Below are 25,335 nucleotides of genomic sequence, written 5' to 3'. Positions count from 1 at the left end.
GTTCAACATTCACATTCCTTTCGGCTCATGTAAGACTCTCCCCTATGTACCATCCATTATCCCAACGTCTTCTTAATCGCTTCGATGACGCGATCCGCTTGGAACGGTTTGACAATAAAGTCTTTAGCGCCTGCCTGGATAGCGTCGATAACCATCGCCTGCTGCCCCATAGCCGAGCACATGATGACTTTAGCGTTAGGGTCGATTTTCTTAATTTCCTTCAACGCCGCGATTCCGTCCATTTCCGGCATGGTAATATCCATAGTGATAAGGTCAGGACGCACTTCTTTAAATTTTTCAATCGCTTGAGCTCCGTCGTTGGCTTCGCCCACAACTTCATATCCGTTTTTGGTTAAAATATCGCGGATCATCATTCTCATAAATGCTGCGTCGTCTACAATTAAAATTCGGTTTGCCATGGGTGAACAGTCCTCCTAGAGTAGGTTTAGTATTGTAATTTTTGAATGCGATCCCATTGATTCACAATGTCAGTAACGCGAACCCCGAAGTTTTCATCGATAACGACGACTTCGCCTTTTGCTATCAGCTTGTTGTTCACCAAGATATCCACTGGTTCCCCTGCCAGCTTGTCCAGCTCGATAATCGAGCCCTGGGACAGCTCCAGGATATCTTTGATTACCTTGTGTGTTCTTCCTAATTCGACAGTAACCTTCAGCGGAATATCAAGCAGCAGATTGAGATTGCCGTCTTCGGCCGGCGGAAGATTCGTCGGTGCGAAATTGGAAAACTGCGCCGGTTGTACATTGACATTGCGAGCGGGTCCCGTACCGTAAGCAGCTGGCTGCGGAGGGTACATCGGTTGTTGCGGCGGTACCATCGGCTGTTGGTACATCGGTTGCTGATACATTGGCTGCTGCATCGGCGGCTGTTGATACATCGGCTGCGCGTACGGATCTTGCAACGGAGGAGCTGCTTGCTGCTGAGGAGCAGGCGTTACCTCCGGCGCTGCCGGAGCAGGTGTCGGTGCTGGCGCTGGCGCCACAGCCGAAGCGGCCGCAGATTCTTCTTGGCTGTCTCCCCCTCCCATCAATGTCGATACCATATCCTTCGCAAAATGAACCGGAAGCAGCTGCATAATCGTTGAATCGATCAAGTCTCCGATCGTTAAACGGAAGGATATTTTGATAAATACATCTTCGGGGGGAAGTGTCGAAGTTCCTCCTTCCTCGGCTAAATTTAGTATATCAATTCCTGGAGGAGAAATGTTCACGAATCGGTTAAAAATTGTCGACATTGATGTCGCAGACGAGCCCATCATCTGGTTCATCGCTTCCTGAACGGCGCTGATATGAATTTCGGACAATTCGCCCATTTCCGCAGTACCGTCGCCGCCCATCATCAAGTCGGCGATAACTTGAGCGTCGCGCGTTTTAATCACGAGCAGGTTGATTCCATGAAACCCGTCGACGTAATTCACATGCACGGCTACGTGAGGCTTCGGAAACTCTTCGATCAAATCTTCTTTGGCGATAATCGAAACTTTCGGTGTCGTAATATCGACTTTTTTGCCGAGCAAAGTAGACAACGCCGTCGCCGCACTGCCGAACGTAATATTACCGATCTCTCCAAGCGCATCTTGCTCAAGGGAAGATAAATAATCCTCTACCGTGACTTCTCCGCTTGAACTGCCGCCCGAGCTATCGCCGGATGTTTGTCTCAGCAACGCATCGATTTCTTCCTGAGACAAATAATCTTTGCTATTCGTCATTCTCTTCCGTCCCTTCTTCGACTATGTCGGTAATTTGTATGGCCAATTTTCCACGTGTCGTCCCGGGAGTCCCGTGAAACTTCAGCTTCTCTCCTATCCGTATGTTCAATAGCTCGTCCACCGGTTTATTTAAAGAAACGACGTCTCCGACATTCAAGCTCAAAAATTCGCGAACTGTAATTTGCGACTCGCCGAGCTCGGCGATGATCGGCAGCTTAGCCTTGTGAATCCTCGACTGCAGCGCCATCACTTCTTCGGGAGCGCTCGTCTTTTTCTGAGAGACAAACCAGTGATGAACGGATAATCTCGGCATGATCGGTTCGATGACAACATGAGGGATACACAAATTGATCATTCCTGTCGTATCGCCGATCTTGGTGCTCAGCGAAATGAGCGCAATCGTCTCGTTCGGCGATACGATCTGCATAAACTGCGGATTCGTCTCCAACGCTTCCATACGAGGCGACAGATCGACCACCGTTTTCCACGCCTCCTGCAGACTCTCGAACGCCCTGCTGAATATCCGTTCCATCACGATCGTCTCGATCTCCGTGAGCGCATTGATTTTCGTCGGTGACGTTCCCGCTCCTCCGAGCAGCCGGTCCAACATGGCAAACGCCACGTTCGGGTGCACTTCGAGCACCATTCTGCCTTCGAGCGGTTCCGCCTCAAAGATATTGAGAATCGTCATCTTCGGTATGGAACGAATAAATTCATCATAAGGCAGCTGCTCTACCTGAACGACATTGATTTGGACAAACGTTCTCAGCTGCGCGGAGAAATAAGTTGTCAGAAACCGCGCAAAGTTTTCATGAATTCTCGTCAAGCTGCGGATATGATCTTTGGAAAACCGGACCGCCCGCTTAAAATCATACGCGCGTACTTTTTTCTGCGTCTCTTCCTTCTTCAGCTCTTCGGCATCCATCTCACCGGAGGACAGTGCGGCAAGCAAGGCGTCAATCTCATTTTGTGAAAGTACATCAACCATTAATCGTCACCTCCCTTTCGCAAGTATGTAAAATGGAGCCTACTGAAGCACGCTGTCCGTGATCCAGATTTGTTTGATTTTCCCGCTGGATAACAACGGGTTCATTTTATTCATAAGGACGGAAGTCAGATTATCGAAGCCCTTGCTGCCTTGTACCTGCTCCGGAGTCATATCGGCGAGCGTTTGTACGATGATGGCTTTCATTTTGAAATCGAGCTTCTCAAATTCTTCCTTGGCCTTCTTATTTTCCATCTCAATGGCAAAGCTCGCTTTAATGAAGCGGTTATTCGCTGCGAGGTTTGTCAGTATATCCTTCAATATTACTGTGTTTTCTTTTGCTTCATCCGGTGTCGATTTCTTGGCCGGTTTCACTTCGCCGGCTGAGCTGAGCGCTTGCTCCTGCGGATTGCTGCTCGCTTTATCCATATAATTCCACAACACGAAGGCTGCGGTTAATATTAAGGTTATAGCTATAAGGATCGCTACGATCAGTAGAAAAACTCGGCTTTTTAACAACTACAACCCCTCCGAATCCAAACTCTTGATTGTCCCGGTGATTGAACCGATCGAACGCATATACTGAGTAATCTGCTGAACGACTTCAGGCCCCGGTTCCAATACGGTTATCTTTTTGCCGGTAATTAAAGTAATCATCGTGTCCGGCGTTTCTTCTATACTTTCAACCAACAGAGCGTTAACGGTAATCTGTTTCCCATTCAGACGGGTCAGTCGAATCATGAATAGCCTCCGAATTTGAATAGTCAGGGGAGAAGACTCCCCCTTCTATATTATTAGCGTTTCAGGTTAACGACTTCCTGCAGCACTTCATCCGATGTCGTGATGATTCTGGAGTTCGCCTGGAAACCGCGCTGTGCTACGATCATCTCGGTAAACTCCGAAGTCAGGTCCACGTTGGACATTTCCAGCTGCCCGGCGACAATCGCGCCCGTGCCCAGCGTAGGGTCATTAGGGATAGCCGTACCCAGATCGATCGGGTCCACATTCGAGTTAGCGGTTGATCGGTATAAATTGCCTCCGACTTTTTCAAGACCCGCCGGATTGGTTACTTTGGCTACAGCGATCACAAACGGAGCATCCGTAGTGCCATCCGCCTTCGTCGTAATGACTTCCCCGTTCTGCGAAATCGAGAATGCCGTATCGTCCTCGGCCAAAACAATCGGCGCGCCCTCCGTGCTCAAAACGAACATCCCGTCGGAATTCACCAGCTGGCGGTTAGCGTCGATCGTAAAGTTGCCCGCGCGGGTCAAAAACATATTGTCCGGCGATCCGTCCGGCGATACGGCGAAAAATCCGTCTCCGTCAATCCGCAAATCGGTAGGCACGTTCGTCGTCATGGCGCTGCCCGGAGTATGTACGGTATCGATGGCGCTGATCGACACGCCCAAACCGATCTGCTGCGCGTTAACGCCGCCCTTGGCGTTCTCTTCCGGCGCGGTTACCCCGGACACGGTTTGGCTCAGAATATCTTTGAACATAACCCGCCCGGCCTTGAAGCCGATCGTATTCACATTCGCGATATTGTTCCCTATAACGTCGAGCTTGGTTTGAAATCCTCTCATACCGGAAACGCCGGAGTATAGCGATCTTAACATGCGCTTTTGCCTCCCAATAAATGTATAATTCCTTGATTAGCCGGTTGCTTCCATCGTTCCGCAACCTTGGGCCTCCTAAAGCGGTCCAGCCCGTTCTTACGATAAAATCACTGCGCTGTCGATCTGCGTAAACACATTGTCCTTCATCGAGGCGCCGTCAACGGCGGTCACTACCGTTCTGTTTTTAATATTCACGATAAGCGCCGTATTATTAATGATCATGAGCGAATCTTTAGCTCCCTTGGATGCGGCTTTATCGATAGCCGACCCGATCTGGGCAAGCTGTTCAGGTTGGAATTCAATCCCCCGCTGCTTCAATCGCTGCTCGGCATGGTGGCTGAACCGGATCAGCTGATTTTGCAAAATGTTTTCAAACGAAGGATCTTGCTTGAATGCAGGCTTGGATGCTTGTCCCCGCGCCTCATTTCGCTGGATAGGCGACGTTCTGGCGCTGCCGGGATACAGCTGTCCGACAGAAATTCGATCGGTCATTGCGATTCCTCCGGACTGGAGCTCGCGCTATTGGCGATTTGCGTAATCTGGTCCAGAGCGATCTTCTCCTTGCCGACGACGGCAAACTGCGAGCCGTCCTTCACGACGATCGAATCGACGATGCCCGTTTTATCTATCGATTCGCCTTTCTCGTTCGTCCCGCCCCAAGTTATCGATTTGCCGATCAGTCCGGAGGCAAATCCCAGCGATTGGCGCAGCAGTTTCATTTCGTTGCTCATGTTGCTAAGCTGCTCAACGGAAGTAAACTGAGCCATCTGGGCGATAAATTCCTTATCCTGAAGCGGCTGCGAAGGGTCCTGATTTTGCAATTGGGCAATCAAAATTTTTAAAAACTCATCTTTGCCCAAATCGTTCGTTTTCTGTTCCTTCGCTACGTTGCTGATGTTCGTTTTGGCGTAATAAGGCCATACGTTTTTGGTGCTTACGGATGAATCCGACACGGTTTCACCTCCCGAACGTTCATACTGCGATGATTAAGCCGTAACGTCAATCGACGTTTGCCCCGGCCTCCCTAACCCAGGCGCGCTTTTCACAGCTTGCGCGAGCTCTTCTTCCATAGAAACGCCGTTGCCGTTATTTCCTTTGGACTGCTTGCCCGATTGCTGGGACTGCTGCTGCCTTTGCTCCTGGAACAATCCGGACTGGAACGCCTGATTTTGCGTGACTTCCAATTTATCCACTTGAATGCCTTGGCTTTGCAGCGTCGATCTGAGCTGTGACAGCTGGCTTTCGAGCATTTCCTTGCCCGCCATGCTGTCCGCCATAAATTGGGCGATCAGTTGGCCGTTATGCATCGTCAATTTCACATCGACATGACCCAGATGCTGCGGATATAAAGACAGCTTCGCTTCCGTCAAGCCGTCAGCCAGCGTCTGAACCGTCAAAGACTTCATGACGAACTGAGTCATATCTTCCGCAAACGTAGGCGCCTGCATCAACAGAACCGGCGGCTTTGCCGTCTGCGCTGCGTTTGATGTCAGCTGTTTCAAATAATCCTGAACAGGTACGGCCTGAGAATCATCCGCAGAAGCGCTAATATCGGATAACGGTTCAAATAACGGCGCATCTTGAGCTTCGGACTTCGCTTCCATTCGGAAAGGCATCGTCTTGGCCGCCAATACTTCCAGACCGGGATGAACCGGTTGGACGACCGTCGCCGCCGGCGCGCTTGTTTGGGCTGGGTTCGTTTGAACGAAAGCTTGATTGCCGATAATGTGTTTCAATTCGGAGATCAGCTTTTGCATCGCTGACGTCTTACCGTCAGGCTGCACCCCCGCCGCACTCTGAGCGGCATTCGTCTCAAGCAGCTGCCTGAAATCTTTAAGAATCGTCAGCGCCTCCTGCTTGGACACCGGCTTCCATTCGGCCGGCTGAACCGATTGCGAAGCCGACTGTTGAACTGGAGCTTGTTCTTCAAGCGGAACGAACAATTCGGACGGGATCGCGCTTGCGGCCGCTGCCGGAGCAGACTGTACCGCTGCTGCGGCAGGCTGCGTTCCCTCGCTGTCCGCGTGCGCTTGATCTTCGGCGCTTGTTTGCTGCACGGCCGCCGGCGCTTGCGCTTGAGGCTGCATCATGACGAGCATCGCTTGCATTTGAGCCAGCCAAGCTTGGATATCGGGACTCGCGAGCAATGCGGAAGCATCGTCCTTGCCGGATTGCAGCAATTCGATAAGCGCATCCAGCTGCTTAAGCGAATCTTCGGCTGCAGGCAGCTGCTGGTTGGCGCTGTTATCCTGCAATTGAGCCAGAAGCTGCGCCAGCGCGTTCAAACCCGCCACACCCGGCTGTTGGCTACCCGTCGTATTGGCCGAAGCCGTCCCCGTACCGAGAAGCCCGATCAAGGCAGCCGAGAAGCCGTCGGCGTTTTGCCCCGCCGCCGTCCCGGAAGAGCCGGAGCCCGCTGCGTTTCCTTGCGTTCCGCCGGAAGCTGCCGCAGCTGTATTCATGGATAATTGAGCTTGAATTACCATTGTCTTGTTTTCACCTCCTTTGCCGTCATTATTGAACGAGCCGTGCAGATATTAACGCTGCCGTTTCCTTGGACTGCTCGGCAATGGCGGTAAGCACTTTGGAGCGTCCGGCGCTATCCATGGAACTCAGGATCGAGAGCACTTTGTCCGGATTCGAGTTTTGCATTTCCAACAGCACCGTGGCCGCGCTCTTGGGCGCCATATTGGCAAATGTCGCTCCAAGATCGTCCTTGCTTATTTTTTGGGACGCTTTCGCGTCGCTCGCCGAATTCTGCTGCAGACGCTCCTGCAGCGCCGCAATTTCACGATCTTTGACCGTCGTCTGGTCTTTAAGCAATATGGAAGCGTCCGCCGCTTTCTTCGCATCCATTTTCTCCAAAATTTTTACCCGGTCATCGGTTTTCATCATGCTCAGCACGAGCACAAGCTCCGATTGAGTCAAGTTTTCCATAATAGGAGCCGCCTTGGACGGAGTCATCTTGGCATACATCGAAGCCAATTGTTGAATTTGGGCGGTGTATTCTTCATCCGATTGCGCTTTGCTTTTCATCTGCTCCGTCAGCTCGCTGTTTTTCTGCTGCAATTCCTTGATGGTCTGATCGCGCTGCACCAGAGCGCTGTTCGTCTTGTCGATCTCTTGTTCCTTCTCGTCCAGCTTCGCGTTCAATGCTTGGATCGTCTCTTCCGGCGACGGAGCCGCCGACGCCGATTTTTGCTGACCGTCGGAAGTCTGCGTTTTCGCTTCTCCCGGTTTCGGTTTCGGGTCCGGAACTATATTTTGAATTACCGGAATTTTATTCGCTGCGCGAAGCACGCCGTTCATCACGTCATAATCGAAAATCGTGAGCAGCACGCCGAGCAATACGGCGGTAAACACAAACGGAATCAAAAACCAGATGAGAAACCGTTCCATAGCCCCATACGAAGAGGTATTTTCCACATCCAAATCTGACATTCCCTTCACCTCCCTAATCCGGGTTCTACGACAATCTCCGGAAACGGTTCGTTGCCATTTCATCCATTTGGTCCTGTTCCTTTTTCAACACCATCGTCTGAAAACGGTTCAACGCTTTTTCCTTGGCTTTCGTCCACACTTTCTCTTCCATTACTCTTCCCGCCAACACATCCTGCTTGATGTTAACGGCTTGCTGAGCATGCTCCAGATCCTTATGCTTCAATTGAATCTGATGATCGATGTGATCGGCATACTGCTGCAGCATCAGCATTTGCGAGATCGTCGCCCTATTGGAAGACACTTGGTGCAGCTGCTCGTGAATGCCGTCTTTAACCGAGTGCAGTTCGGTAAGACTCGACTCCTCTTCGCGCAGCTTGCCGATTGCTTCCGATAGCATCCACTCCGCTTGCGTCTTTTCGTTCGTCTTCAGGTCTACGATCTTTTGAAATGCATAACGGAATCGCATAGATTTGTTCACCCTTTATAAAATTCTTGGATTAACCTTTCCTGAGCTTCGCCGAATGTAAGCTTTTCCGTAACCCTCTGTTTGGTGTAGTCCCAAATGGATTGAATCGATTCCAAAGATTTATCAATTTCCGGATTAGAACCTTTTTGGTACGCCCCTATATTGATTAAATCTTCCGAATCTTTGTAAACAGATAACAGCCGCTTCAAATTTTCCGCTGCCAGCTGATGCTCTTGGGGAACGATTTCCTTCATGACGCGGCTTACGCTGGACAGCACGTCGATCGCCGGATAATGCCCTCTATTGGCGATGTTCCGGTCGAGCACAATGTGCCCATCCAATATGCCGCGAACGGCGTCGGCGATCGGCTCGTTCATATCGTCGCCGTCGACCAAGACGGTGTAAAACGCGGTGATCGAGCCTTTAGGTCCTGTTCCCGAACGTTCCAGCAGCTTCGGCAAGGTCGCGAATACGGAAGGCGTGTATCCTCTCGTCGCCGGAGGCTCGCCGACAGCGAGGCCGACCTCGCGCTGCGCCATCGCATAACGGGTGACCGAGTCCATCATCATCATGACATTTAGTCCGCGGTCTCTGAAATATTCCGCAATGCTCGTAGCAATCAGGGCGCCTTTAATGCGGATTAGGGCCGGCTGATCGGATGTGGCGACGATGACGACTGAACGGGCCAAGCCTTCGGGGCCAAGATCCCGCTCGATGAAATCGAGCACCTCGCGTCCGCGTTCTCCAATGAGAGCAATCACGTTGACGTCGGCCGAAGTGTTTCGGGCGATCATCCCCATCAGTGTGCTTTTGCCGACGCCGGAACCGGCGAAGATGCCGACGCGCTGCCCTTTGCCGATCGTCAACAAGCCGTCGATGCAGCGAACCCCTACGCTGATCGGCTCAAGCACCCGAGGGCGCTTGAGCGGATTACTCGGGATATTGTTGGTTGAGTACTGCGCCATGCGGGATGACAAAAAAGTACCGTCCAAGGGCTGGCCCAAACCGTCGAGAACCTTGCCTAACAATTCGTGTCCGACCTGGACCGTCAGAGGCTTGCCCGTTCCGACCACATCGCAGCCCGGTCCGATCGATTCAAGTTCGCCGAGCGGCATCAGAAGCACTTTATTGTTCTTGAACCCGACGACCTCCGCCTTTAATGGCTTATTGGATTTCAGCGGGTAAATGTAGCACACGTCGCCGATGCTCGCATCCGGCCCTTCCGATTCAACCGTCAAGCCGATCACCTGGGTCACCTTGCCGTTCACCCGAATCGGATCGATATGCCGAAGCTGTTCGATATACTTCAATACGTCAGGCGCCTGATTCATCCTGAGGTTCCCTCATTTCTGACGGCAAGATGCTGCAGCACGTTCTTGATTTCCTTTAACTGCGTGTCGATTCTAGCGTCGATACTGCCGAAGGACGAGCGGACTACGCAGCCGTGATCCTGCACCGACGGGTCGGGAATAATCTGCAGCTCCGCCTGGGAGTCGATATGCAGCAGCAGCTCTTCTCTTGCATCCTGAATATAAGTGAAATGAGCCGGAGCCACACAAAGCGTAATGATCCCTTTCTCTTTGCGGCGCGCAAGAACGGATTCGATTAATTCGATAATCCATTCGGGCTCTACCGTCAGCTGGCGCGAGATAACCTTCTCGGCGATGGAGCAGCTCAGCTGAATTAAGAAGGGTTCGGCTTCCTGTATAATTTGCTGCTTCAATACATAGGCTTGATTCAATATTTGCGACGCTTCCTGCAGCATCTCGTTGTACTGCTCGCGCAGCTGAGTTTCCGCTTCGTGCATCCCGTTCTCGTAGCCTTGACGGAATCCATCTTCCTTAAGCTGGTTCTGGAGCTGCTCGTCGCTCTGACGCCGCTCATTCCACCACTGTTCGATTTCCGTCTGCGTTTGCTCGCGGACGGCCGCCGCTTCGTCCATTGCCGCTCGAATTTGTTGTTCCGCAAAGCTTTGGGCGTCTTGGAGAATTTGCTCCTTCATTTCCTCCAATTCGCGAAGCTCGGTATGATATTGCTCCGTGAAGCCGTCCGAAGACGCGCCCGGTTCGGCAAAAATCGTTTGTTTTTGTGCAACTTCGACTACCTTTTTATCGTCTAAGGATACGTATTGCGTATATTTGATCACATTAGACAATAATATCATCTCCTCCACCGCGGGCAATGATGATCTCGCCGGCCTCTTCTAGGCGGCGAATGGTAGCAACGATACGGGTCTGCGCCTCTTCCACGTCGCGAAGACGTACAGGACCCATAAATTCCATTTCTTCCTTGAACGTTTCGGCCATCCGTTTGGACATGTTTTTGAATATGGCGTCGCGCACTTCCTCGCTGGCCACCTTAAGCGCCAGCTGCAAATCGGCGTTTTCGATATCCCGGATAATTCGCTGGATGGAACGGTTGTCGATGTTGACGATATCTTCGAACACGAACATTCTTTTCTTGATTTCTTCCGCAAGCTCCGGATCTTGAATTTCCAGCGAATCCAGAATCGTCCGTTCCGTTCCGCGGTCGACGCCGTTTAGAATTTGAACGATGGCTGCGATACCGCCGGCATTGGTATAATCCTGGGTAACGGTCGCCGACAGCTTTTGCTCCAGCACCCGCTCGACTTGGCTGATCACTTCCGGCGAAGTGCTGTCCATCAAGGCGATCCGTTTGGCGACGTCCGCCTGTTTGTCCTGAGGGAGCGAGGACAATATGATCGACGACTGCTCCGGCTGCAAATAGGCGAGAACCAATGCTATCGTTTGCGAATTTTCGTTTTGAATGAAGTTTAGTATTTGAGCCGGGTCCGCTTTCCTTGCGAAGTCAAACGGTCTGACCTGCAAAGTGGCCGTCAGCCGGTTAATAATATCCAGCGCTTTTTGCGAACCGAGAGCTTTTTCCAAAATATCCTTGGCATAGGCGATGCCGCCCTGGGAAATGAACTCCTGAGCCAAGCAAATTTGATGAAATTCGGCTAAAATCGCATCTTTCTCTACGCTATCGACTTTTCTGACGTTCGCAATCTCTAAAGTCAGCTGTTCGATTTCCTCATCGCGCAGATGCTTGAAAATTTGGGCCGACACCTCCGGTCCCAGGCTGATCAACAGAATGGCGGCCTTTTGTCGCCCTGTTAAAACTTGCTGCTGAACTTTAGCCAATCGTTACACCTCTATTCATCGACCAACCAAGTGCGAAGCAAGTTGACGAATTCCTCCGGCTTTTTCTTGGCCAAGGTTTCCAGCTGCTTGCGGACTTGATTATCATTGGTCACATTATCAATATCAATGGTCGGAAACTCCAGCTTGGCCGGTTCTGCTTCCAGTTCGTCCGCCTCTTCTTGTCTTGCCTTGCGCTTTCTAATCCATAAATATCCGCCTCCGGCGAGCAGCGCCAGTGCCACGCCGCCAAGCGCGCCATAGAGCAGCATCGAGTTGGCATCGGCCGTTTGTCCCGTTTGCGGTCTTGCGAACGAATGGGCGAATACCGTTACTTTCTTGGCCAGATCTTCGTCCGTCAGCGTCTGCTTGCTATCGGCAAGCGCCGCCCGCACGACATTGACCAGTATTTGCTGCACCGCATCCTTCGTTTCTTGCGTCAGCGTATTCGGATCATCCGGATTAGGCGGCTCGATTCCGACGTTGATCGTTAGATCCTTAACGACATAAGGCGTTGAAATAATATCGTTCGTAATCCGGTTCACTTCGGAATTGACGGTCCGCTGCAGCTCTTCCGAATTGGATTTGCCGTTGCTGTTGCTTCCGGGATAACCCGGAACGTCGGTTTGACCGGTGCCTGCGACCCCGCCGGCTGCCGGCGAATTGTCGCTCGTATAGTTCTTTTGGATTTCCTGAACGGAAATTTCCAGACCTTTCTGGTCCACCGTATTCGGAGCGGTGACGAGCTGCTGATGGCTGTTCATCTGGTCAAAGTTCATCGTAGAGAATACTTGCACGATGACTTTGTCTTTTCCGAGAATGGCTCCCAGCATCTGCTGAACATTCTTTTGAACGTCCGTTTTAAACTGGTTGTTGATTTCAAAGTTTTGCAGCGCAGCGCTGCTGCTTGTGATATTTCCTTGCGCTTTGGAATATTCCAGCGGTTCGCCGTTCTGATCGGAAATCGTAATATTCTCTATAGGCAACCCTTTGACGCTATGAGAGACCAGGTTGTACATCGTATCGATTTTGGCCTGATCTAAACTGTACCCTTGCTTCAGATTAACGACGACGGAAGCGGAAGCTTTGTCCTTATCCGCATCTTTAGGAAGAAACACGCTTTCTTCCGGAATGTTAATAAGCACTTTCGAGCTGCTGACGGCCGTGTTGGAGTTGATCAGCTGCTGCAGCTCGCCTTGAACCGCGTTTATGTATTTGACGTTAAACTCTTTATCCGTGGTGCCGAACGTGCTGCTCTGCGCAAAGGAGCCGTAGCCGATATTCCCCGTTTTGTTCAGTCCCTGCGATTCCACAGCCAGCTTCACATTGGCCACTTCGCTGCGGGGAACTCCGATGCTTTTGCCGTCGTCGCTCAGCTGATACGGAATTTTGGCGCTGTCCAGATAGCCCTTGATAGCCGCCGCATCGCTTGGCTGCAAATCGGTGTATGCCAAAGCGTACTCCGTCTTTGAAAAATTATAACTGATTATACCTATCGTCAATGTGACAAGAATCACTGTAGCTACAAAAGTAATCTTCTGCGTTTTACTGAATTGATTCCAGTATTGCCTTACTCGATTCCAATACTGGGTTATATTCTCGTTCACTATTCCACCCCATCTAAAAGACCGTCGCTGGTAATCTTAAATACGACTATACTTGCATTCTCATCATTTCCTGATAGGCCTCGACGGCTTTATTGCGAACTTGAACGGTCAGTTCAAGTCCCAAAGAAGCTTTTTCCGACTCGATCATCAGCTGATGTACGTCCGAAATTTGCCCTTTGGCAAATTGGTCGTTGAGTGCATCCACCTTTTGCTGCTGTTCATTCAGCTTATTGATGGCGTCGTTCAAAAATTTCCCGAACTGGTCCGATACCTCCGATGCGCTTGCGCTTTTCGATGTTGGTTGGGTGATGTTTTGCAAAGGCTGCATAGCCAGTTTTTGAATCATAACGAATTCTCCTTTTCAATATTATTTGCCGATCTCCAGCGCCTTGCCAATCAAAGCTTTCGAAGCGTTGAGCGCCGTTACATTCGCTTCATAAGAACGTGTAGCAGAAATCATATCTACCATTTCCTTAAGCACGTCAACATTCGGCATCATAACAAACCCATTCTCATCAGCATCGGGATGCGTCGGATTGTAAACCTGCTTAAAGGGAGAAGTATCATCAGTGACCTTCGTCACTCTCACCCCTTCTCCGGCCGTATTCGACTGTGCGTTTTGCAGCGCCTGTTCGAAAGTTGGCTGTTTAGGCTCGATCGTCACTAATTTGCGTTGGTACGGAACCCATTTTCCGTTAACCATCCGGGCCCGGGTCGAGTCCGCGTTTGCTATATTGGAAGAAATCACGTCCATCCGAAAGCGCTGCGCCGTTAAGGCGGAAGAACTGATATCAAAACCGTTCGTAAGTTTCATAAATTAGCCTCTCCCTCCGATCGCGGTTCTCGCTTTTTTGATTTCGCTGTTTACTTGCTGAACCATGACGTTGTAACGCAGTTGGTTTTTCGCCATTAAGGACATCTCATAGTCGATATCCACATTGTTCAAGTTATTGTTAATCGCCGAGTTATTGTCTTTAACGATCTGCGGCTCAGGAGTCGCCGGGCGTCCGATATAGAAGTGACGCGGATCCGTTCTAAACCCTTGCAGGTTCGCAGTACCGTTCAGCTCGTTTTGCAGAAGTTCTTCAAACCGTACGTCGGACCTTTTAAAATACGGCGTATCCACATTAGCGATATTGTCCGCTATGACTCTCTGCCGCATCGTAGCCGCGTCCAGCGTGCGTTCCATTTGATTAAATACCGGCTTATTCAGAATATTCATGCCCTATCCTACCTTCGCGGTGATGTTAAATTACATTATTCAACAGCTTGGCTGCATTATCCTCCTTTCTTCGACATAATAATCGAAAAATAATATGACTATTTGGAAGAATATGTAGTCGCTCAGAACTATTTCTATATTGAAGAAATATGAAAATTATTACAATATGAAAAAAGCCCTATATTTGCAATATAGGGCTTAGAACCTGTGATTTTATTATATTTTTACACTTTGAATGCCGCTGATCAATTGGTCGTTTAGTACCCTTATATAGGTCCCTTTCATGCCCAAAGACCGTGTTTCGATGACTCCGGCGCTTTCCAGTTTTCGCAGCGCGTTAACAATTACCGACCGCGTTATTCCGACACGATCTGCGATTTTGCTCGCAACGAGCAAGCCTTCGGAGCCTTCCAGCTGCTCGAAAATATGCTCCACCGCCTCAAGCTCGCTAAACGACAGCGAACCGACGGCCACCTGCACAACCGCCTTGCTGCGCGCTTCTATCTCGATCTGCTCGGCCTTCTCCCGCAATATTTCCATCGCGACGACCGTCGATCCGTATTCCGCTACGATCAGATCGTCATCGATAAATCCGCCGCCCTCGCGGCGGGTCAATATTAGCGTGCCCAGGCGGTCTCCGCCTCCGATCACCGGTACGATCGTAATATAGATGCCGTTCTCGGCCAGTCTCTCGCCGAATACGTTATAGTCGCTAAGCGCATTCATATTGGAGGAAGTTTCCTCCACTTTCAGCAGCAGCTGGTTGTATTCAGGCGGAAACCGGTTATCGGACAGCACCGATTCGCCCGCTCCATCTCCCAGTTCTAGGCGCGTCAGCGCCTTGCCGAGCACCTTCCCTTTGCGGCTGACGACAAATATATCGGATTGCAAAATATCGCTCAAAACCTCCGCCATATTCATAAAGCTGACCGGGTTACCCGCTTCCTTTTGCAATAATTTGTTCAATCTTCTTGTCTTCGTTAACAATGTCATGATACTGCCTCCCAAAGCGACCAACCGTTTGAAATGTATGCTGCGTCGTTTATAAAATATACTGGCTTAGGTCGCGGTTTTGCACGATGTCCGAAAGCTTCTCCCGTACATATTCCGGCGTAATGACAATCTGTTCCAGCGTGATTTCCGGCGCCTCGTACGACAGATCCTCCAGAAGCTTTTCCAAAATGGTGTGCAGCCGTCTCGCGCCGATATTATCCGTATTTTGATTCACCTCTGCAGCGATTTTGGCGATTTCTTCAATCGCGGCTTCGGAGAATTGAACCTCGATTCCTTCTGTTTCCAGCAATGCCGTATATTGTTTCGTGAGCGCATGTTTCGGCTCCTTCAAAATGAGCACAAAGTCCTCTTGCGTTAAGCTGCTGAGCTCGACTCGGATAGGAAAACGTCCTTGAAGCTCCGGAATTAGGTCTGAAGGCTTAGATACATGGAACGCCCCCGCGGCAACGAACAAAATAAAATCCGTTTGCACCGGACCGTACTTGGTCATGATCGTGGAACCTTCGACGATAGGCAAAATATCCCGCTGCACCCCTTCGCGGGAAACGTCAGGACCGCCGCCGCGACCGCCGGAGCTGCAAATTTTATCGATTTCATCGATAAAAATGATGCCGAGCTGCTCCGCCCGCATAATCGCTTCTTGGATGACGTCATCCATATCCAGCAGCTTTTGAGCTTCCTCCTGGGTCAGCACCTTGCGCGCTTCTTTGACCGGAAGCTTCCGCTTCTTCGTTTTTTTCGGCATTAAATTGCCGAACAGCTCCTGCATGTTCATGCCGGCTTGCTCGTTGCCTTGCCCCGAAAACATATCCAGCATCGTCGGAGAACTATCCTCGACCTCGATTTCGATGACCTTCTGCTCCAGCTCCCCGTTGGCCAGCTGCTCCTTGATTTCCTGCCGGCGGGCGCTGATATGCTGATCCGCTTCCGGCTCCTGCGGTTCCGTCTGCGCTTGGTTGCCGAACAGCATCTCCAGCGGATTGCGCTGCGTCTTTTGCTTCGCCGGGTTCGGAACCAAAATGGCAACGATGCGCTCGTTCGCGAGCTGCTCGGCTCTATCCTTCAGCTTCTCAGTCCGTTCCGCCTTCACCATGCGAATGGAGGTTTCCACCAAATCGCGTACCATCGCCTCCACGTCGCGTCCGACATAGCCGACCTCGGTGAACTTCGTCGCCTCGACTTTGACGAACGGAGCGTGAACCAGCTTCGCCAGCCGCCTAGCGATTTCGGTTTTCCCTACCCCTGTCGGGCCGATCATCAATATATTTTTGGGTACAATCTCGTCGCGAATCGTTTCGTCCAGCAAGCTTCTGCGGTAACGGTTGCGCAGCGCTACGGCTACGGACTTTTTGGCCTTCTTCTGACCGATAATATATTTGTCCAGCTGGGTGACAATTTCTTTCGGTGTCAACGCGGTATGCTTCAAGAGAGTACCTCCTCTTTGTCTTCTACTCGATTTCTTCCACTATAATATTATGATTCGTAAATACGCAAATTTCGGCGGCCATCGTAAGCGCCGCATGCGCGATTTCTTTGGCGCTCATATTCGGAGCGTACCTGGTAAGCGCTCTTCCGGCAGCCAAGGCAAAGCTTCCGCCCGAGCCTATCGCCAATATGCCGTCGTCCGGCTCGATAATTTCCCCGTTTCCGGAAATCAGCAGCACGTTGTTCAAGTCCATAACGATCATCATCGCTTCCAGCCTGCGCAGCACCCGGTCGGAACGCCAATCCTTCGCAAGCTCCACCGCCGAACGCTGTAAATTGCCGTGATGCTCCTCAAGCTTAGCTTCGAACTTCTCGAATAACGTTATCGCGTCGGCAACCGATCCCGCGAAGCCCGCAATGACTTTGCCGCGATATAAACGCCGGACTTTTTTGGCCGAATTTTTCATCACCATGCTGTTGCCGAAAGTAACCTGGCCGTCGCCGGCAATGGCTCCTTTACCTTGGTGACGGATAGCGAAGATCGTCGTCGCGTGAAAGGTTTGTTCCATAAAAGCGATACCTCCAAATGGGTGAAGAATTCGGCATAACAGGCACTCAATAGAAAAACCTCGTTCGAGGACGCACTAACAGAGCAGCCGCGATGCAGAGGTTCCATTAACAATGTATATCTAGCTGGTACATAATCTTATAGTTCAGGCTGTTTCAAAACAAGATTATAGTATCATAGTACAGCTTTTACTTACAAGTGAAATTGTATTCGTTTTGGGAAAAATTCTGAATTTTCTCAATTGCACGCAAGGCAATTTTTTCGTATCGCACCTTTTTCACTTTAACCTTCTCGTCAAGCGGCGGCAGCAGTCCGAAGTTGGCGTTCATCGGCTGAAAATGTTTAAAATCCGCGGTCGTAATGTAATGAGCCATGCTGCCGAGCGTCGTGTCCGGAGGAAGCACGAGACAATCCAGACCTTTGGCGTAACGCGCCGCATTCATGCCCGCGATCAGACCGGAAGCCGCCGATTCGACATAGCCCTCCACGCCGGTCATCTGTCCGGCAAAAAACAAATTGTCGCGCTTCAAAAACTGATACGTAGGCTTCAGCAGCTTGGGAGAGTTGATAAACGTATTGCGGTGCATGACGCCGTACCGGACAAACTCGGCGTTCTCTAAGCCGGGAATGAGCGAAAATACCCGCTTCTGCTCGCCCCACTTCAGATGCGTCTGAAATCCTACCAGATTGTACAGCGTGCCTGCGGCGTTATCCTGGCGCAATTGCACGACGGCATAGGGAAGCTCGTTCGTATGCGGGTTGATCAAGCCTACCGGCTTCATAGGGCCGTACAAGGCTGTTTGCTTGCCGCGCCTTGCCATCACTTCGATCGGCATACAGCCTTCGAAATAAATCTCTTTCTCAAACTCTTTGACCGGAGCCACTTCCGCCGAAATGAGAGCCTCATAGAAGATATTAAACTCTTCTTCGGTCATCGGGCAATTCAAATAAGCGGCTTCCCCTTTGTCGTAACGCGAAGCGAGATACACCTTGCTCATATCGATGGAATCCTTCTCGACGATAGGAGCCGCTGCATCGTAAAAATACAAATATTGTTCGCCCATCAGCGACTGCAGATGCGCGGAAAGAGCCGGCGAGGTAAGAGGACCGGTAGCCACGACCGTAATGCCTTCCGGCAAATCTTGAAGCTCTTCGTTGCGCACTTCGATGAGCGGATGATTGCGCAGCATCGAAGTCACCTCGGCCGAGAAGCCTTCGCGGTCAACAGCCAGCGCTCCGCCGGCGGGAACGGCATGCTTGTCCGCACAGCGCAAAATGAGCGAATTCAAAATGCGCATTTCTTCCTTAAGAACGCCGACGGCGTTGGTGAGCCCGTTGGCGCGCAGCGAGTTGCTGCACACCAGCTCGGCGAATTGATCGGAAATATGCGCCGGCGTTTTACGCACCGGACGCATTTCGTATAAAATCACAGGCACGCCCTGGCTGGCGATTTGCCATGCGGCTTCGCTGCCAGCCAGTCCGGCTCCGATAACGGTAACTTTCGGTGTCTCTGACAAAATGATTGGCCTCCTGAAACAATTACTTAAGTTATTCTTTTTCCTGCACTTCGTCCTTAAAATCGCATTGGATGCATTGGTGGAACACGCCGTTCTTGTTCCGTTTCTCGATAAGCATCGATCCGCATTTCGGACAAGGCTGGCCGACCGGCTTATCCCAGGATACGAATTCGCATTCGGGATAGCGATCGCAGCCATAGAACACGCGGCCTTTTTTACTGCGGCGCTCGATGATCTTCCCTTCTTTGCAGCTCGGACACGTCACGCCGATATCTTTGACGATCGGTTTCGTGTTGCGGCAATCCGGAAATCCCGAGCAAGCTAGAAACTTGCCGAACCGGCCCATCTTATAAACGAGATGACGGCCGCATTTCTCGCAAATCTCATCGGAAACTTCATCCTGAATCTCGATCTTCTCCATTTCCTCTTCCGCCACTTCCAGCCGCTTCTCGAAAGATACATAGAAGGAATTGAGTACCTTCACCCAATCTTCCTTACCTTCTTCTACATGGTCGAGCTCCTCTTCCATATGGGCGGTAAACTCGACGTCGAGGATTTCCGGAAAAAATTCGATCATCTGCTGAATGACCAGCTCGCCGAGCTCGGTCGGAATAAACTTCTTCTCTTCTATCGCCACATAACCGCGTTTTTGAATCGTTTCGAGCGTGGGCGCGTAAGTGCTCGGACGGCCGATTCCCATTTCTTCCAGCGCGCGGACCAGCCGGGCTTCCGTATAGCGCGGGGGCGGCTGCGTGAAATGCTGCTTCGGATCGATCTGCTTCCGCTTCACTTTATCTCCATGTTTCAGAGGAGGCAGCAGTTTATCTTCTTCCGTCGTCCCGTCGTCATTGCCTTCCACATAGACCTTCATAAAGCCTGGAAACTTCATTTTGGAACCGACCGCGCGGAATACCGTATCTCCCGCCGCAATGTCGACCGTCATCGTATCCAGAACGGCCGAAGCCATCTGGCTCGCCACGAACCGTTCCCACACCAGTTTATACAAGCGGAATTGATCCCGGCTCAAATGCTCCTTGATGTGCTCCGGCTCCCGCAGCACCGAGCTCGGACGGATCGCTTCGTGCGCGTCCTGGGCGTTGGCGGCTTTCTTGATGTATACCCGCGGCGTTTCGGGATAATAGGCTTCCCCATATTTTTGCACGATAAATTGCTGCGCTTCTTCCTGGGCAACCGGCGAAATTCTCGTCGAGTCCGTACGCATGTAAGTAATCAAACCTACGGTTCCTTCGCTCCCGAGATCGATTCCTTCATATAATTGCTGCGCAACCGACATTGTCTTGGAAGCGCGGAAGTTGAGCTTCCGGGCGGCCTCCTGCTGCAGCGAGCTCGTAATAAACGGCGGCGAAGGATTGCGAAGCCGCTCCTTCTCCCTTACCTCGCCGACAACGAACTCCGCTTTTTCCAGTCCCGCCAAAATTTCGTTGACTTCCTGCTGATTGGACAGCTCCTTCTTCTCGCCTTTCAGGCTGTGAAACTTCGCTTCGAATTCGGAGCTGCCTGCCTGCAGCTTGGCGGTAATCGTCCAATACTCTTCCGGCACGAACGCCTTGATCTCGTTCTCGCGGTCGTACACGAGCTTGACGGCGACCGATTGCACGCGGCCGGCCGACAGCCCTTTCTTGACCTTCTTCCAAAGCAGCGGGCTGATCTTATAGCCTACCAGCCGATCGAGAATACGGCGCGCTTGCTGCGCGTTAACCAGATCGAGATTGATTTTGCGCGGCGTCTTGAACGCATCCTTAACCGCTTGCTTCGTAATCTCATTGAAAACGACGCGACAGGCGTCGGTTTCTTCCAGCTCAAGATAATGAGCCAAATGCCAGGCGATAGCTTCCCCTTCGCGATCAGGGTCAGCCGCCAGATACACTTTTTTTACTTTTTTGCGGGCGTCTTTCAGTTCCTTGAGAACAGAGCCTTTGCCGCGTATCGTAATATACTTCGGTTCAAAATTTTTCTGTATCTCAACACCGATTTGGCTTTTCGGAAGATCGCGAATATGGCCCATGGATGCCTTGACGATAAATTTACTGCCCAAATATTTGCCGATGGTTTTGGCTTTTGCGGGTGACTCCACAATGACTAACGAATCTGCCATAGGCGTCCTTCCCCCTTCATTTATCAATTATTTATCTACTATCTTTAACATATAGCATATACAGAACCTGGCAATTGCTTCACTCGTTTTGTCATTAGTAAATTTAACAGAACTGAATGCAAATGTCCAAATGTAAATTGGCTTTGTACCAGCAATTCGTCAATCGAAAGCGGTTGACTCTGGAGCAAATCGGCGACCGTCTGCTCGTCGGCGGATAGAGGCGGCGGCTCAGGGGAGCTAGCTTTAATGTGTGCCAATGTGTCCAGACATATCCAATGCGGGTACTCTTCCAATATATCCTCGGCGCAGGTGACCAGCTTGGCTCCCTGCTTGATCAGAGCCAGCGTTCCTTGACTTTTCGGGGAATAAATCGGGCCCGGCACGGCATAAACGTCCCGCGATTCCTCGAGCGCTTGGTCGGCCGTTATAAGAGATCCGCTCTTTAAAGCGGCTTCGATGACAAGAATCCCTTGGCTCAATCCGGCAATAATCCGGTTGCGCTGCGGGAATAAGCCAGGATGGGGCTTCGTCTGCAAAGGATATTCGCTTAGCAGCAGCCCTTCCTTGGCAATGCGCTCATAAAGCAGCTTATTCTCGGGAGGGTACACCTGATCGATGCTGCAGCCTAACACGGCGACCGTGCTTCCGCGTTCCTTGAGCGCACCTTCGTGAGCAGCGCTGTCGATTCCTCTCGCCAGACCGCTAACGACGCACGCTCCGGCCGATGCAAGCGATTGCGACAACGCCTCCGCCGCTTTGCGCCCGTACACCGTCGGAGTACGGGTCCCTACGACACCAATGCTAAGCCGCTCCAGCAGCGAGAGTGCGCCCCGGTAATACAGAACCCACGGCGGCTGCGCCGTCTGCTTCAGCAGCCCCGGATAGTCCCCATCGAATATCGTCACAATTCCGATCTCTCTGCTTCGATACGCGTCCAGCAGCGCTTGTGCGGCGCTGTCGTCCAGCCGGCGCATCGCCGCCGCAAGCTTCTCCGCGCGGGATGCCGGCAAACCAATCTCCCGCCAATCCGCCGCTTCGAGAGCAAGCGACTCGTTCAGATCGGGAAACCGGCTTACGATGCGCTCCATCGTCTTCCAGCCGATCCCTTCCATATGATGAAGTGCAATAAGAATGGTGCTATTGTTCATATAGTATATATCACTCCTTCGTCAAGAACAACTTTTGTGAATTTTGTCGTTAGATGTCTTCGCTCCCGCCGCCGTTTCCGGCTGAAAAAAAAGAAAAGCCCCCCACTCCCTTGAAGGGAATGGAAGGCTGCTTGCCTGTCCAGTTTCATGCCTGCCTGCTGCTTATTTCTTGGTGATGCATTTGTCCAGCAAACCTTTTTCTTCCAGAACGCTTACCAGCGTAGAGCCCATTTCGGAAGGCGTTGGAGCTACTTTAATGCCGCAGCGCTCCATCGTAGCTACTTTCTCTGCAGCTGTGCCTTTGCCGCCGGAGATGATAGCGCCGGCATGACCCATACGTTTTCCTGGAGGCGCCGTTTGTCCGCCGATAAAGCCTACAACCGGTTTTTTCATGTTGGCCGCGATCCACTCGGCAGCTTCTTCTTCCGCCGTACCGCCGATTTCGCCGATCATGATAACCGCAAAAGTATCCGGATCATCATTGAACAGTTTCAAAATATCGATAAATTCTGAGCCTTTGACAGGGTCCCCACCGATACCGACTGCGGAGGATTGTCCGATGTTGCGAGTCGTCAATTGATGAACGGCCTCATAAGTCAAGGTTCCGGAACGGGAAACGACGCCTACATGACCCGGAGTATGGATGTATCCCGGCATGATACCGATTTTGCATTCGCCCGGAGTGATGACGCCTGGGCAGTTCGGTCCGATCAGACGCGTTTTTTTGCCTTCCATATAGCGAGCCACTTTGACCATGTCAAGCACAGGAATGCCTTCTGTAATACAAATAGCCAGCTCCAGCTCAGCGTCAACGGCTTCCATGATGGCGTCGGCCGCGAATGCAGGAGGAACGTAAATAACGGATACGGTAGCACCGGTTGCCGCTTTAGCTTCCGCTACTGTATTAAATACAGGCAGCGATACGGTAGAACCGTTTTCCAATGTGATATCGACGTTTGTGCCGCCTTTGCCCGGAGTTACGCCGCCTACCATTTGCGTACCGTAGTCAAGTCCGCCTTTCGTGTGGAACATACCTACGGAACCGGTAATACCTTGAGTGATTACTTTTGTATTTTTATTAACCAAAATACTCATTTGTATAGTTCACATCCCTTGAATTATTTGAAGAAGAACTCGCGTTCGGCATGATTGCGCAGGTTATTTTACAAGAGCAACGATTTTTTGTGCGCCGTCTGCCATGGAATCCGCAGCCACGATGTTCAAGCCGGATTCGTTCAGGATTTTTTTGCCAAGCTCTACGTTAGTGCCTTCCAAACGCACAACAAGAGGACGTGTCAGGCCAAGCTCTTTCGCCGCTGCAACAACGCCTTCTGCGATAACGTCGCATTTCATGATGCCGCCGAAAATGTTAACGAAAATGCCTTTTACTTTCTCGTCGGAAAGGATGATTTTGAAAGCTTCCGTTACTTTCTCTTTCGTAGCGCCGCCCCCTACATCAAGGAAATTCGCAGGGTCCCCGCCGTAATATTTGATAATATCCATCGTCGCCATAGCCAGACCCGCACCGTTAACCATGCAGCCGATGTTGCCGTCAAGTGCGATGTAGCTCAAGTCGAACTTGGAAGCTTGGATTTCTTTTTCGTCTTCTTCCTCCAGGTCGCGAAGCGCTTGAATGTCTTTGTGACGATACAGCGCGTTGGAGTCGAAGTTCAGCTTCGCATCCAGTGCCATAACGTCGCCGCCGCCCGTTACAACGAGTGGATTGATTTCCGCAATGGAGCAATCTTTATCTACGAATGCAGCATAAAGAGCCAACATGAATTTCACGGCTTTGTTCACCAATTCAGTTGGAATATTGATCGCGTAAGCGAGCTTGCGCGCTTGGAATGCCTGCAGGCCGACCGCAGGATCGATTACTTCTTTGAAAATTTTCTCCGGCGTATGCGCCGCCACTTCTTCGATCTCCGTACCGCCTTCTTCGGAAGCCATCATGACGACACGGCCCGTACCGCGGTCTACAACGACGCCTACGTAATACTCTTTCTTAATATCGCAGCCTTGCTCGATCAGCAGGCGCTTCACTTCTTTGCCTTCCGGACCTGTTTGGTGAGTGACAAGCACTTTGCCCAAAATTTGTTCCGCATAAGTGCGAACTTCGTCCAAGTTTTTCGCAACTTTAACGCCGCCCGCTTTACCGCGACCGCCGGCATGAATTTGCGCTTTGACAACAACTACGGAAGTTCCGAGCTGCTTGGCTGCTTCTACAGCTTCGTCCACTGTAAAAGCGACTTTTCCTTCAGGTACGGCAACACCATACTGTTTCAGCACTTCTTTGCCTTGGTACTCATGAATATTCATTTAGCAAAATCCTCCTATCAGTGATAGCTTTCTATATGAGCCAGAGCCCTGGGGCAAGAGCCGCCGGACCCGCATCAAACGAAGAAATGTTCGATATGATGCATGTGAAATCCTGCCTGCTGCGAATAACGCAACAAAACCTTCATTATTGTACCACTTTTTTTCGACAGTTTCCTTAATTTTTACGGCAAAGCTCGCTTTTTTCAATCAAACTTTTTTATGCCACTGAAAAATTTCCCGTATAATATCATTCCCAAGGAAATAGAAAGCAAACAAAATTCCCTCGCAAAGCGAGGCTTTGGCTCCGGAGCTGATCCAGATTCAAGTGATTGGCGTGAAGCCCCGGAAAGGATTTTAAGAAAAACTTAGCCTGCGACTAAGTCCTTGTCTAAACCCACACGTTTGAGCGCGGGGGAGGAAATCGGCATGGGGTTCCTACCGCTGTTGAAATTCGTGTTATTTCTTATTTCCTGACTCAGGCATTGCAATACTCCGGATACATGGCTTCTGAGCAACGGTATGAGTGAGAATATCAAAAGACGCATCTTTTCTTCTCAGAAAAAATGCGTCTCGGAACGAATATCCGCCGGTTACATATAGGTTGGGTTTGTGGGCGTCATCGCACGCGGCTCGCGTTCGGCCTGCTTGATAAACCTGAGTTCATTTCCCGCAAAGTTGCAAACATTACATTGAATCATAGGCTCCGAATCTTGAATTTGCTGCGGCTCGTTCACCTCTTGTATGGAACCGGAGATGGCGTCCTTCATAAATCGCTGCGAAACGCTTGAAATGACGCTGAACTTCACCCGATTCGAACGGCAGTTCGGACAGAAGTAAGGTTTTTCCTGCATGTTTTCACCCCCTTACTTGTATAACCTGATTTGGAACAAATTATCCATCCGGTTCACGCGGCGGGCGCAGATTGGGAAAAGATTGCGCAAGCTCCTAATAGAAGGTAAAATAACGATTATAAGCCATACGGACAATAAGGAAGCACCTTT

At 51.0% G+C, this 25,335-nt stretch carries 27 protein-coding genes; all 27 read right to left on the bottom strand.

From position 1 onward, the window contains the following. Nucleotides 1–56: 56 nt before the first annotated feature. Entirely contained in the window at nucleotides 57–419 is a 363-nt protein-coding gene (locus SK3146_RS33210) for a response regulator (protein WP_249862812.1), read from the bottom strand. Nucleotides 420–445: 26 nt separating this feature from the next. Continuing rightward, the gene (fliY, locus tag SK3146_RS33205) at nucleotides 446–1,729 is read right to left on the bottom strand and encodes a flagellar motor switch phosphatase FliY (protein WP_249862811.1); all 1,284 of its coding nucleotides are present in this window, start codon (nucleotides 1,727–1,729) and stop codon (nucleotides 446–448) included. After that, complete coding sequence (gene fliM / locus SK3146_RS33200) at nucleotides 1,719–2,717, bottom strand: flagellar motor switch protein FliM (RefSeq protein WP_249862810.1); 999 nt, start codon at nucleotides 2,715–2,717, stop codon at nucleotides 1,719–1,721. Before fliM ends, fliY begins: the two co-directional genes overlap by 11 nt. A gap of 39 nt (nucleotides 2,718–2,756) precedes the next feature. Continuing rightward, nucleotides 2,757–3,233: a flagellar basal body-associated FliL family protein gene (locus SK3146_RS33195; protein ID WP_249862809.1), complete on the bottom strand. Its 477-nt coding sequence runs from the start codon at nucleotides 3,231–3,233 to the stop codon at nucleotides 2,757–2,759. Next, entirely contained in the window at nucleotides 3,234–3,455 is a 222-nt protein-coding gene (locus SK3146_RS33190) for a flagellar FlbD family protein (RefSeq protein WP_249862808.1), read from the bottom strand. It abuts the gene before it with no gap. A 53-nt stretch (nucleotides 3,456–3,508) separates the two neighbouring features. Next, a complete protein-coding gene (flgG, locus tag SK3146_RS33185; protein ID WP_249862807.1) occupies nucleotides 3,509–4,330 on the bottom strand; it encodes a flagellar basal body rod protein FlgG in 822 nt (273 codons plus the stop codon). Between the two features lie 96 nt (nucleotides 4,331–4,426). Then, the gene (locus SK3146_RS33180) at nucleotides 4,427–4,822 is read right to left on the bottom strand and encodes a TIGR02530 family flagellar biosynthesis protein (protein ID WP_249862806.1); all 396 of its coding nucleotides are present in this window, start codon (nucleotides 4,820–4,822) and stop codon (nucleotides 4,427–4,429) included. Continuing rightward, nucleotides 4,819–5,283: a flagellar hook capping FlgD N-terminal domain-containing protein gene (locus tag SK3146_RS33175; protein WP_249862805.1), complete on the bottom strand. Its 465-nt coding sequence runs from the start codon at nucleotides 5,281–5,283 to the stop codon at nucleotides 4,819–4,821. The genes SK3146_RS33180 and SK3146_RS33175 overlap by 4 nt, the downstream gene beginning before the upstream one ends. Before the next feature lie 33 nt (nucleotides 5,284–5,316). Further along, entirely contained in the window at nucleotides 5,317–6,816 is a 1,500-nt protein-coding gene (locus SK3146_RS33170; RefSeq protein WP_249862804.1) for a flagellar hook-length control protein FliK, read from the bottom strand. Between the two features lie 28 nt (nucleotides 6,817–6,844). Beyond that, the gene (locus SK3146_RS33165; RefSeq protein ID WP_249862803.1) at nucleotides 6,845–7,771 is read right to left on the bottom strand and encodes a MotE family protein; all 927 of its coding nucleotides are present in this window, start codon (nucleotides 7,769–7,771) and stop codon (nucleotides 6,845–6,847) included. Nucleotides 7,772–7,796: 25 nt separating this feature from the next. Continuing rightward, complete coding sequence (fliJ, locus tag SK3146_RS33160) at nucleotides 7,797–8,249, bottom strand: flagellar export protein FliJ (RefSeq protein WP_249862802.1); 453 nt, start codon at nucleotides 8,247–8,249, stop codon at nucleotides 7,797–7,799. After that, nucleotides 8,246–9,568 carry a flagellar protein export ATPase FliI gene (gene fliI / locus SK3146_RS33155; protein ID WP_249862801.1) on the bottom strand — a complete coding sequence of 441 codons (1,323 nt, stop codon included), beginning with the start codon at nucleotides 9,566–9,568 and terminating at the stop codon, nucleotides 8,246–8,248. The genes fliJ and fliI overlap by 4 nt, the downstream gene beginning before the upstream one ends. Then, nucleotides 9,565–10,392: a FliH/SctL family protein gene (locus tag SK3146_RS33150; RefSeq protein ID WP_249862800.1), complete on the bottom strand. Its 828-nt coding sequence runs from the start codon at nucleotides 10,390–10,392 to the stop codon at nucleotides 9,565–9,567. Before SK3146_RS33150 ends, fliI begins: the two co-directional genes overlap by 4 nt. Then, nucleotides 10,385–11,401 carry a flagellar motor switch protein FliG gene (gene fliG, locus SK3146_RS33145; protein WP_249862799.1) on the bottom strand — a complete coding sequence of 339 codons (1,017 nt, stop codon included), beginning with the start codon at nucleotides 11,399–11,401 and terminating at the stop codon, nucleotides 10,385–10,387. The genes SK3146_RS33150 and fliG overlap by 8 nt, the downstream gene beginning before the upstream one ends. 11 nt (nucleotides 11,402–11,412) lie before the next feature. Then, the gene (gene fliF / locus SK3146_RS33140) at nucleotides 11,413–13,005 is read right to left on the bottom strand and encodes a flagellar basal-body MS-ring/collar protein FliF (RefSeq protein WP_249862798.1); all 1,593 of its coding nucleotides are present in this window, start codon (nucleotides 13,003–13,005) and stop codon (nucleotides 11,413–11,415) included. 46 nt (nucleotides 13,006–13,051) lie between these two features. Then, complete coding sequence (fliE, locus tag SK3146_RS33135; protein ID WP_249862797.1) at nucleotides 13,052–13,351, bottom strand: flagellar hook-basal body complex protein FliE; 300 nt, start codon at nucleotides 13,349–13,351, stop codon at nucleotides 13,052–13,054. Nucleotides 13,352–13,372: 21 nt separating this feature from the next. After that, nucleotides 13,373–13,819 carry a flagellar basal body rod protein FlgC gene (gene flgC, locus SK3146_RS33130; RefSeq protein WP_249862796.1) on the bottom strand — a complete coding sequence of 149 codons (447 nt, stop codon included), beginning with the start codon at nucleotides 13,817–13,819 and terminating at the stop codon, nucleotides 13,373–13,375. Nucleotides 13,820–13,822: 3 nt separating this feature from the next. Continuing rightward, nucleotides 13,823–14,227 carry a flagellar basal body rod protein FlgB gene (gene flgB / locus SK3146_RS33125; protein WP_249862795.1) on the bottom strand — a complete coding sequence of 135 codons (405 nt, stop codon included), beginning with the start codon at nucleotides 14,225–14,227 and terminating at the stop codon, nucleotides 13,823–13,825. Between the two features lie 216 nt (nucleotides 14,228–14,443). Beyond that, entirely contained in the window at nucleotides 14,444–15,220 is a 777-nt protein-coding gene (gene codY / locus SK3146_RS33120; RefSeq protein ID WP_249862794.1) for a GTP-sensing pleiotropic transcriptional regulator CodY, read from the bottom strand. A gap of 49 nt (nucleotides 15,221–15,269) precedes the next feature. Then, the gene (gene hslU, locus SK3146_RS33115; RefSeq protein WP_249862793.1) at nucleotides 15,270–16,667 is read right to left on the bottom strand and encodes an ATP-dependent protease ATPase subunit HslU; all 1,398 of its coding nucleotides are present in this window, start codon (nucleotides 16,665–16,667) and stop codon (nucleotides 15,270–15,272) included. A 22-nt stretch (nucleotides 16,668–16,689) separates the two neighbouring features. Beyond that, nucleotides 16,690–17,235 carry an ATP-dependent protease subunit HslV gene (gene hslV / locus SK3146_RS33110; RefSeq protein WP_249862792.1) on the bottom strand — a complete coding sequence of 182 codons (546 nt, stop codon included), beginning with the start codon at nucleotides 17,233–17,235 and terminating at the stop codon, nucleotides 16,690–16,692. A 187-nt stretch (nucleotides 17,236–17,422) separates the two neighbouring features. Further along, nucleotides 17,423–18,751 carry an FADH(2)-oxidizing methylenetetrahydrofolate--tRNA-(uracil(54)-C(5))-methyltransferase TrmFO gene (gene trmFO, locus SK3146_RS33105; RefSeq protein WP_249862791.1) on the bottom strand — a complete coding sequence of 443 codons (1,329 nt, stop codon included), beginning with the start codon at nucleotides 18,749–18,751 and terminating at the stop codon, nucleotides 17,423–17,425. A 31-nt stretch (nucleotides 18,752–18,782) separates the two neighbouring features. After that, the gene (topA, locus tag SK3146_RS33100) at nucleotides 18,783–20,867 is read right to left on the bottom strand and encodes a type I DNA topoisomerase (protein WP_249862790.1); all 2,085 of its coding nucleotides are present in this window, start codon (nucleotides 20,865–20,867) and stop codon (nucleotides 18,783–18,785) included. A 44-nt stretch (nucleotides 20,868–20,911) separates the two neighbouring features. After that, a complete protein-coding gene (gene dprA / locus SK3146_RS33095) occupies nucleotides 20,912–22,015 on the bottom strand; it encodes a DNA-processing protein DprA (RefSeq protein WP_249862789.1) in 1,104 nt (367 codons plus the stop codon). Nucleotides 22,016–22,177: 162 nt separating this feature from the next. Next, on the bottom strand, nucleotides 22,178–23,110 hold the full coding sequence (gene sucD, locus SK3146_RS33090; protein ID WP_249862788.1) for a succinate--CoA ligase subunit alpha: 933 nt from the start codon (nucleotides 23,108–23,110) through the stop codon (nucleotides 22,178–22,180). Nucleotides 23,111–23,173: 63 nt separating this feature from the next. Beyond that, a complete protein-coding gene (sucC, locus tag SK3146_RS33085; protein WP_249862787.1) occupies nucleotides 23,174–24,334 on the bottom strand; it encodes an ADP-forming succinate--CoA ligase subunit beta in 1,161 nt (386 codons plus the stop codon). 590 nt (nucleotides 24,335–24,924) lie between these two features. Beyond that, entirely contained in the window at nucleotides 24,925–25,185 is a 261-nt protein-coding gene (locus SK3146_RS33080; protein ID WP_249862786.1) for a hypothetical protein, read from the bottom strand. Between the last annotated feature and the right edge of the window lie 150 nt (nucleotides 25,186–25,335).

Source organism: Paenibacillus konkukensis (assembly GCF_023523925.1).
Taxonomy (GTDB): domain Bacteria; phylum Bacillota; class Bacilli; order Paenibacillales; family NBRC-103111; genus Paenibacillus_S; species Paenibacillus_S doosanensis.
The sequence above is the reverse complement of the archived record's forward strand: the minus strand, read 5'-3'. Positions and strand labels throughout refer to the sequence as shown.

Bases quoted from the DNA above. Each gene is read 5' to 3' on its own strand.
- fliY (WP_249862811.1), bottom strand. From the start codon at position 1,729: ATGACGAATAGCAAAGATTATTTGTCTCAGGAAGAAATCGATGCGTTG.
- flgB (WP_249862795.1), bottom strand. From the start codon at position 14,227: ATGAATATTCTGAATAAGCCGGTATTTAATCAAATGGAACGCACGCTG.
- codY (WP_249862794.1), bottom strand. From the start codon at position 15,220: ATGACATTGTTAACGAAGACAAGAAGATTGAACAAATTATTGCAAAAG.
- sucD (WP_249862788.1), bottom strand. From the start codon at position 23,110: ATGAGTATTTTGGTTAATAAAAATACAAAAGTAATCACTCAAGGTATT.
- SK3146_RS33210 (WP_249862812.1), bottom strand. From the start codon at position 419: ATGGCAAACCGAATTTTAATTGTAGACGACGCAGCATTTATGAGAATG.
- topA (WP_249862790.1), bottom strand. From the start codon at position 20,867: ATGGCAGATTCGTTAGTCATTGTGGAGTCACCCGCAAAAGCCAAAACC.
- fliE (WP_249862797.1), bottom strand. From the start codon at position 13,351: ATGATTCAAAAACTGGCTATGCAGCCTTTGCAAAACATCACCCAACCA.
- sucC (WP_249862787.1), bottom strand. From the start codon at position 24,334: ATGAATATTCATGAGTACCAAGGCAAAGAAGTGCTGAAACAGTATGGT.
- fliI (WP_249862801.1), bottom strand. From the start codon at position 9,568: ATGAATCAGGCGCCTGACGTATTGAAGTATATCGAACAGCTTCGGCAT.
- SK3146_RS33170 (WP_249862804.1), bottom strand. From the start codon at position 6,816: ATGGTAATTCAAGCTCAATTATCCATGAATACAGCTGCGGCAGCTTCC.
- flgG (WP_249862807.1), bottom strand. From the start codon at position 4,330: ATGTTAAGATCGCTATACTCCGGCGTTTCCGGTATGAGAGGATTTCAA.
- SK3146_RS33180 (WP_249862806.1), bottom strand. From the start codon at position 4,822: ATGACCGATCGAATTTCTGTCGGACAGCTGTATCCCGGCAGCGCCAGA.
- dprA (WP_249862789.1), bottom strand. From the start codon at position 22,015: ATGAACAATAGCACCATTCTTATTGCACTTCATCATATGGAAGGGATC.
- hslV (WP_249862792.1), bottom strand. From the start codon at position 17,235: ATGGAACAAACCTTTCACGCGACGACGATCTTCGCTATCCGTCACCAA.
- SK3146_RS33165 (WP_249862803.1), bottom strand. From the start codon at position 7,771: ATGTCAGATTTGGATGTGGAAAATACCTCTTCGTATGGGGCTATGGAA.
- SK3146_RS33190 (WP_249862808.1), bottom strand. From the start codon at position 3,455: ATGATTCGACTGACCCGTCTGAATGGGAAACAGATTACCGTTAACGCT.
- flgC (WP_249862796.1), bottom strand. From the start codon at position 13,819: ATGAAACTTACGAACGGTTTTGATATCAGTTCTTCCGCCTTAACGGCG.
- fliM (WP_249862810.1), bottom strand. From the start codon at position 2,717: ATGGTTGATGTACTTTCACAAAATGAGATTGACGCCTTGCTTGCCGCA.
- SK3146_RS33080 (WP_249862786.1), bottom strand. From the start codon at position 25,185: ATGCAGGAAAAACCTTACTTCTGTCCGAACTGCCGTTCGAATCGGGTG.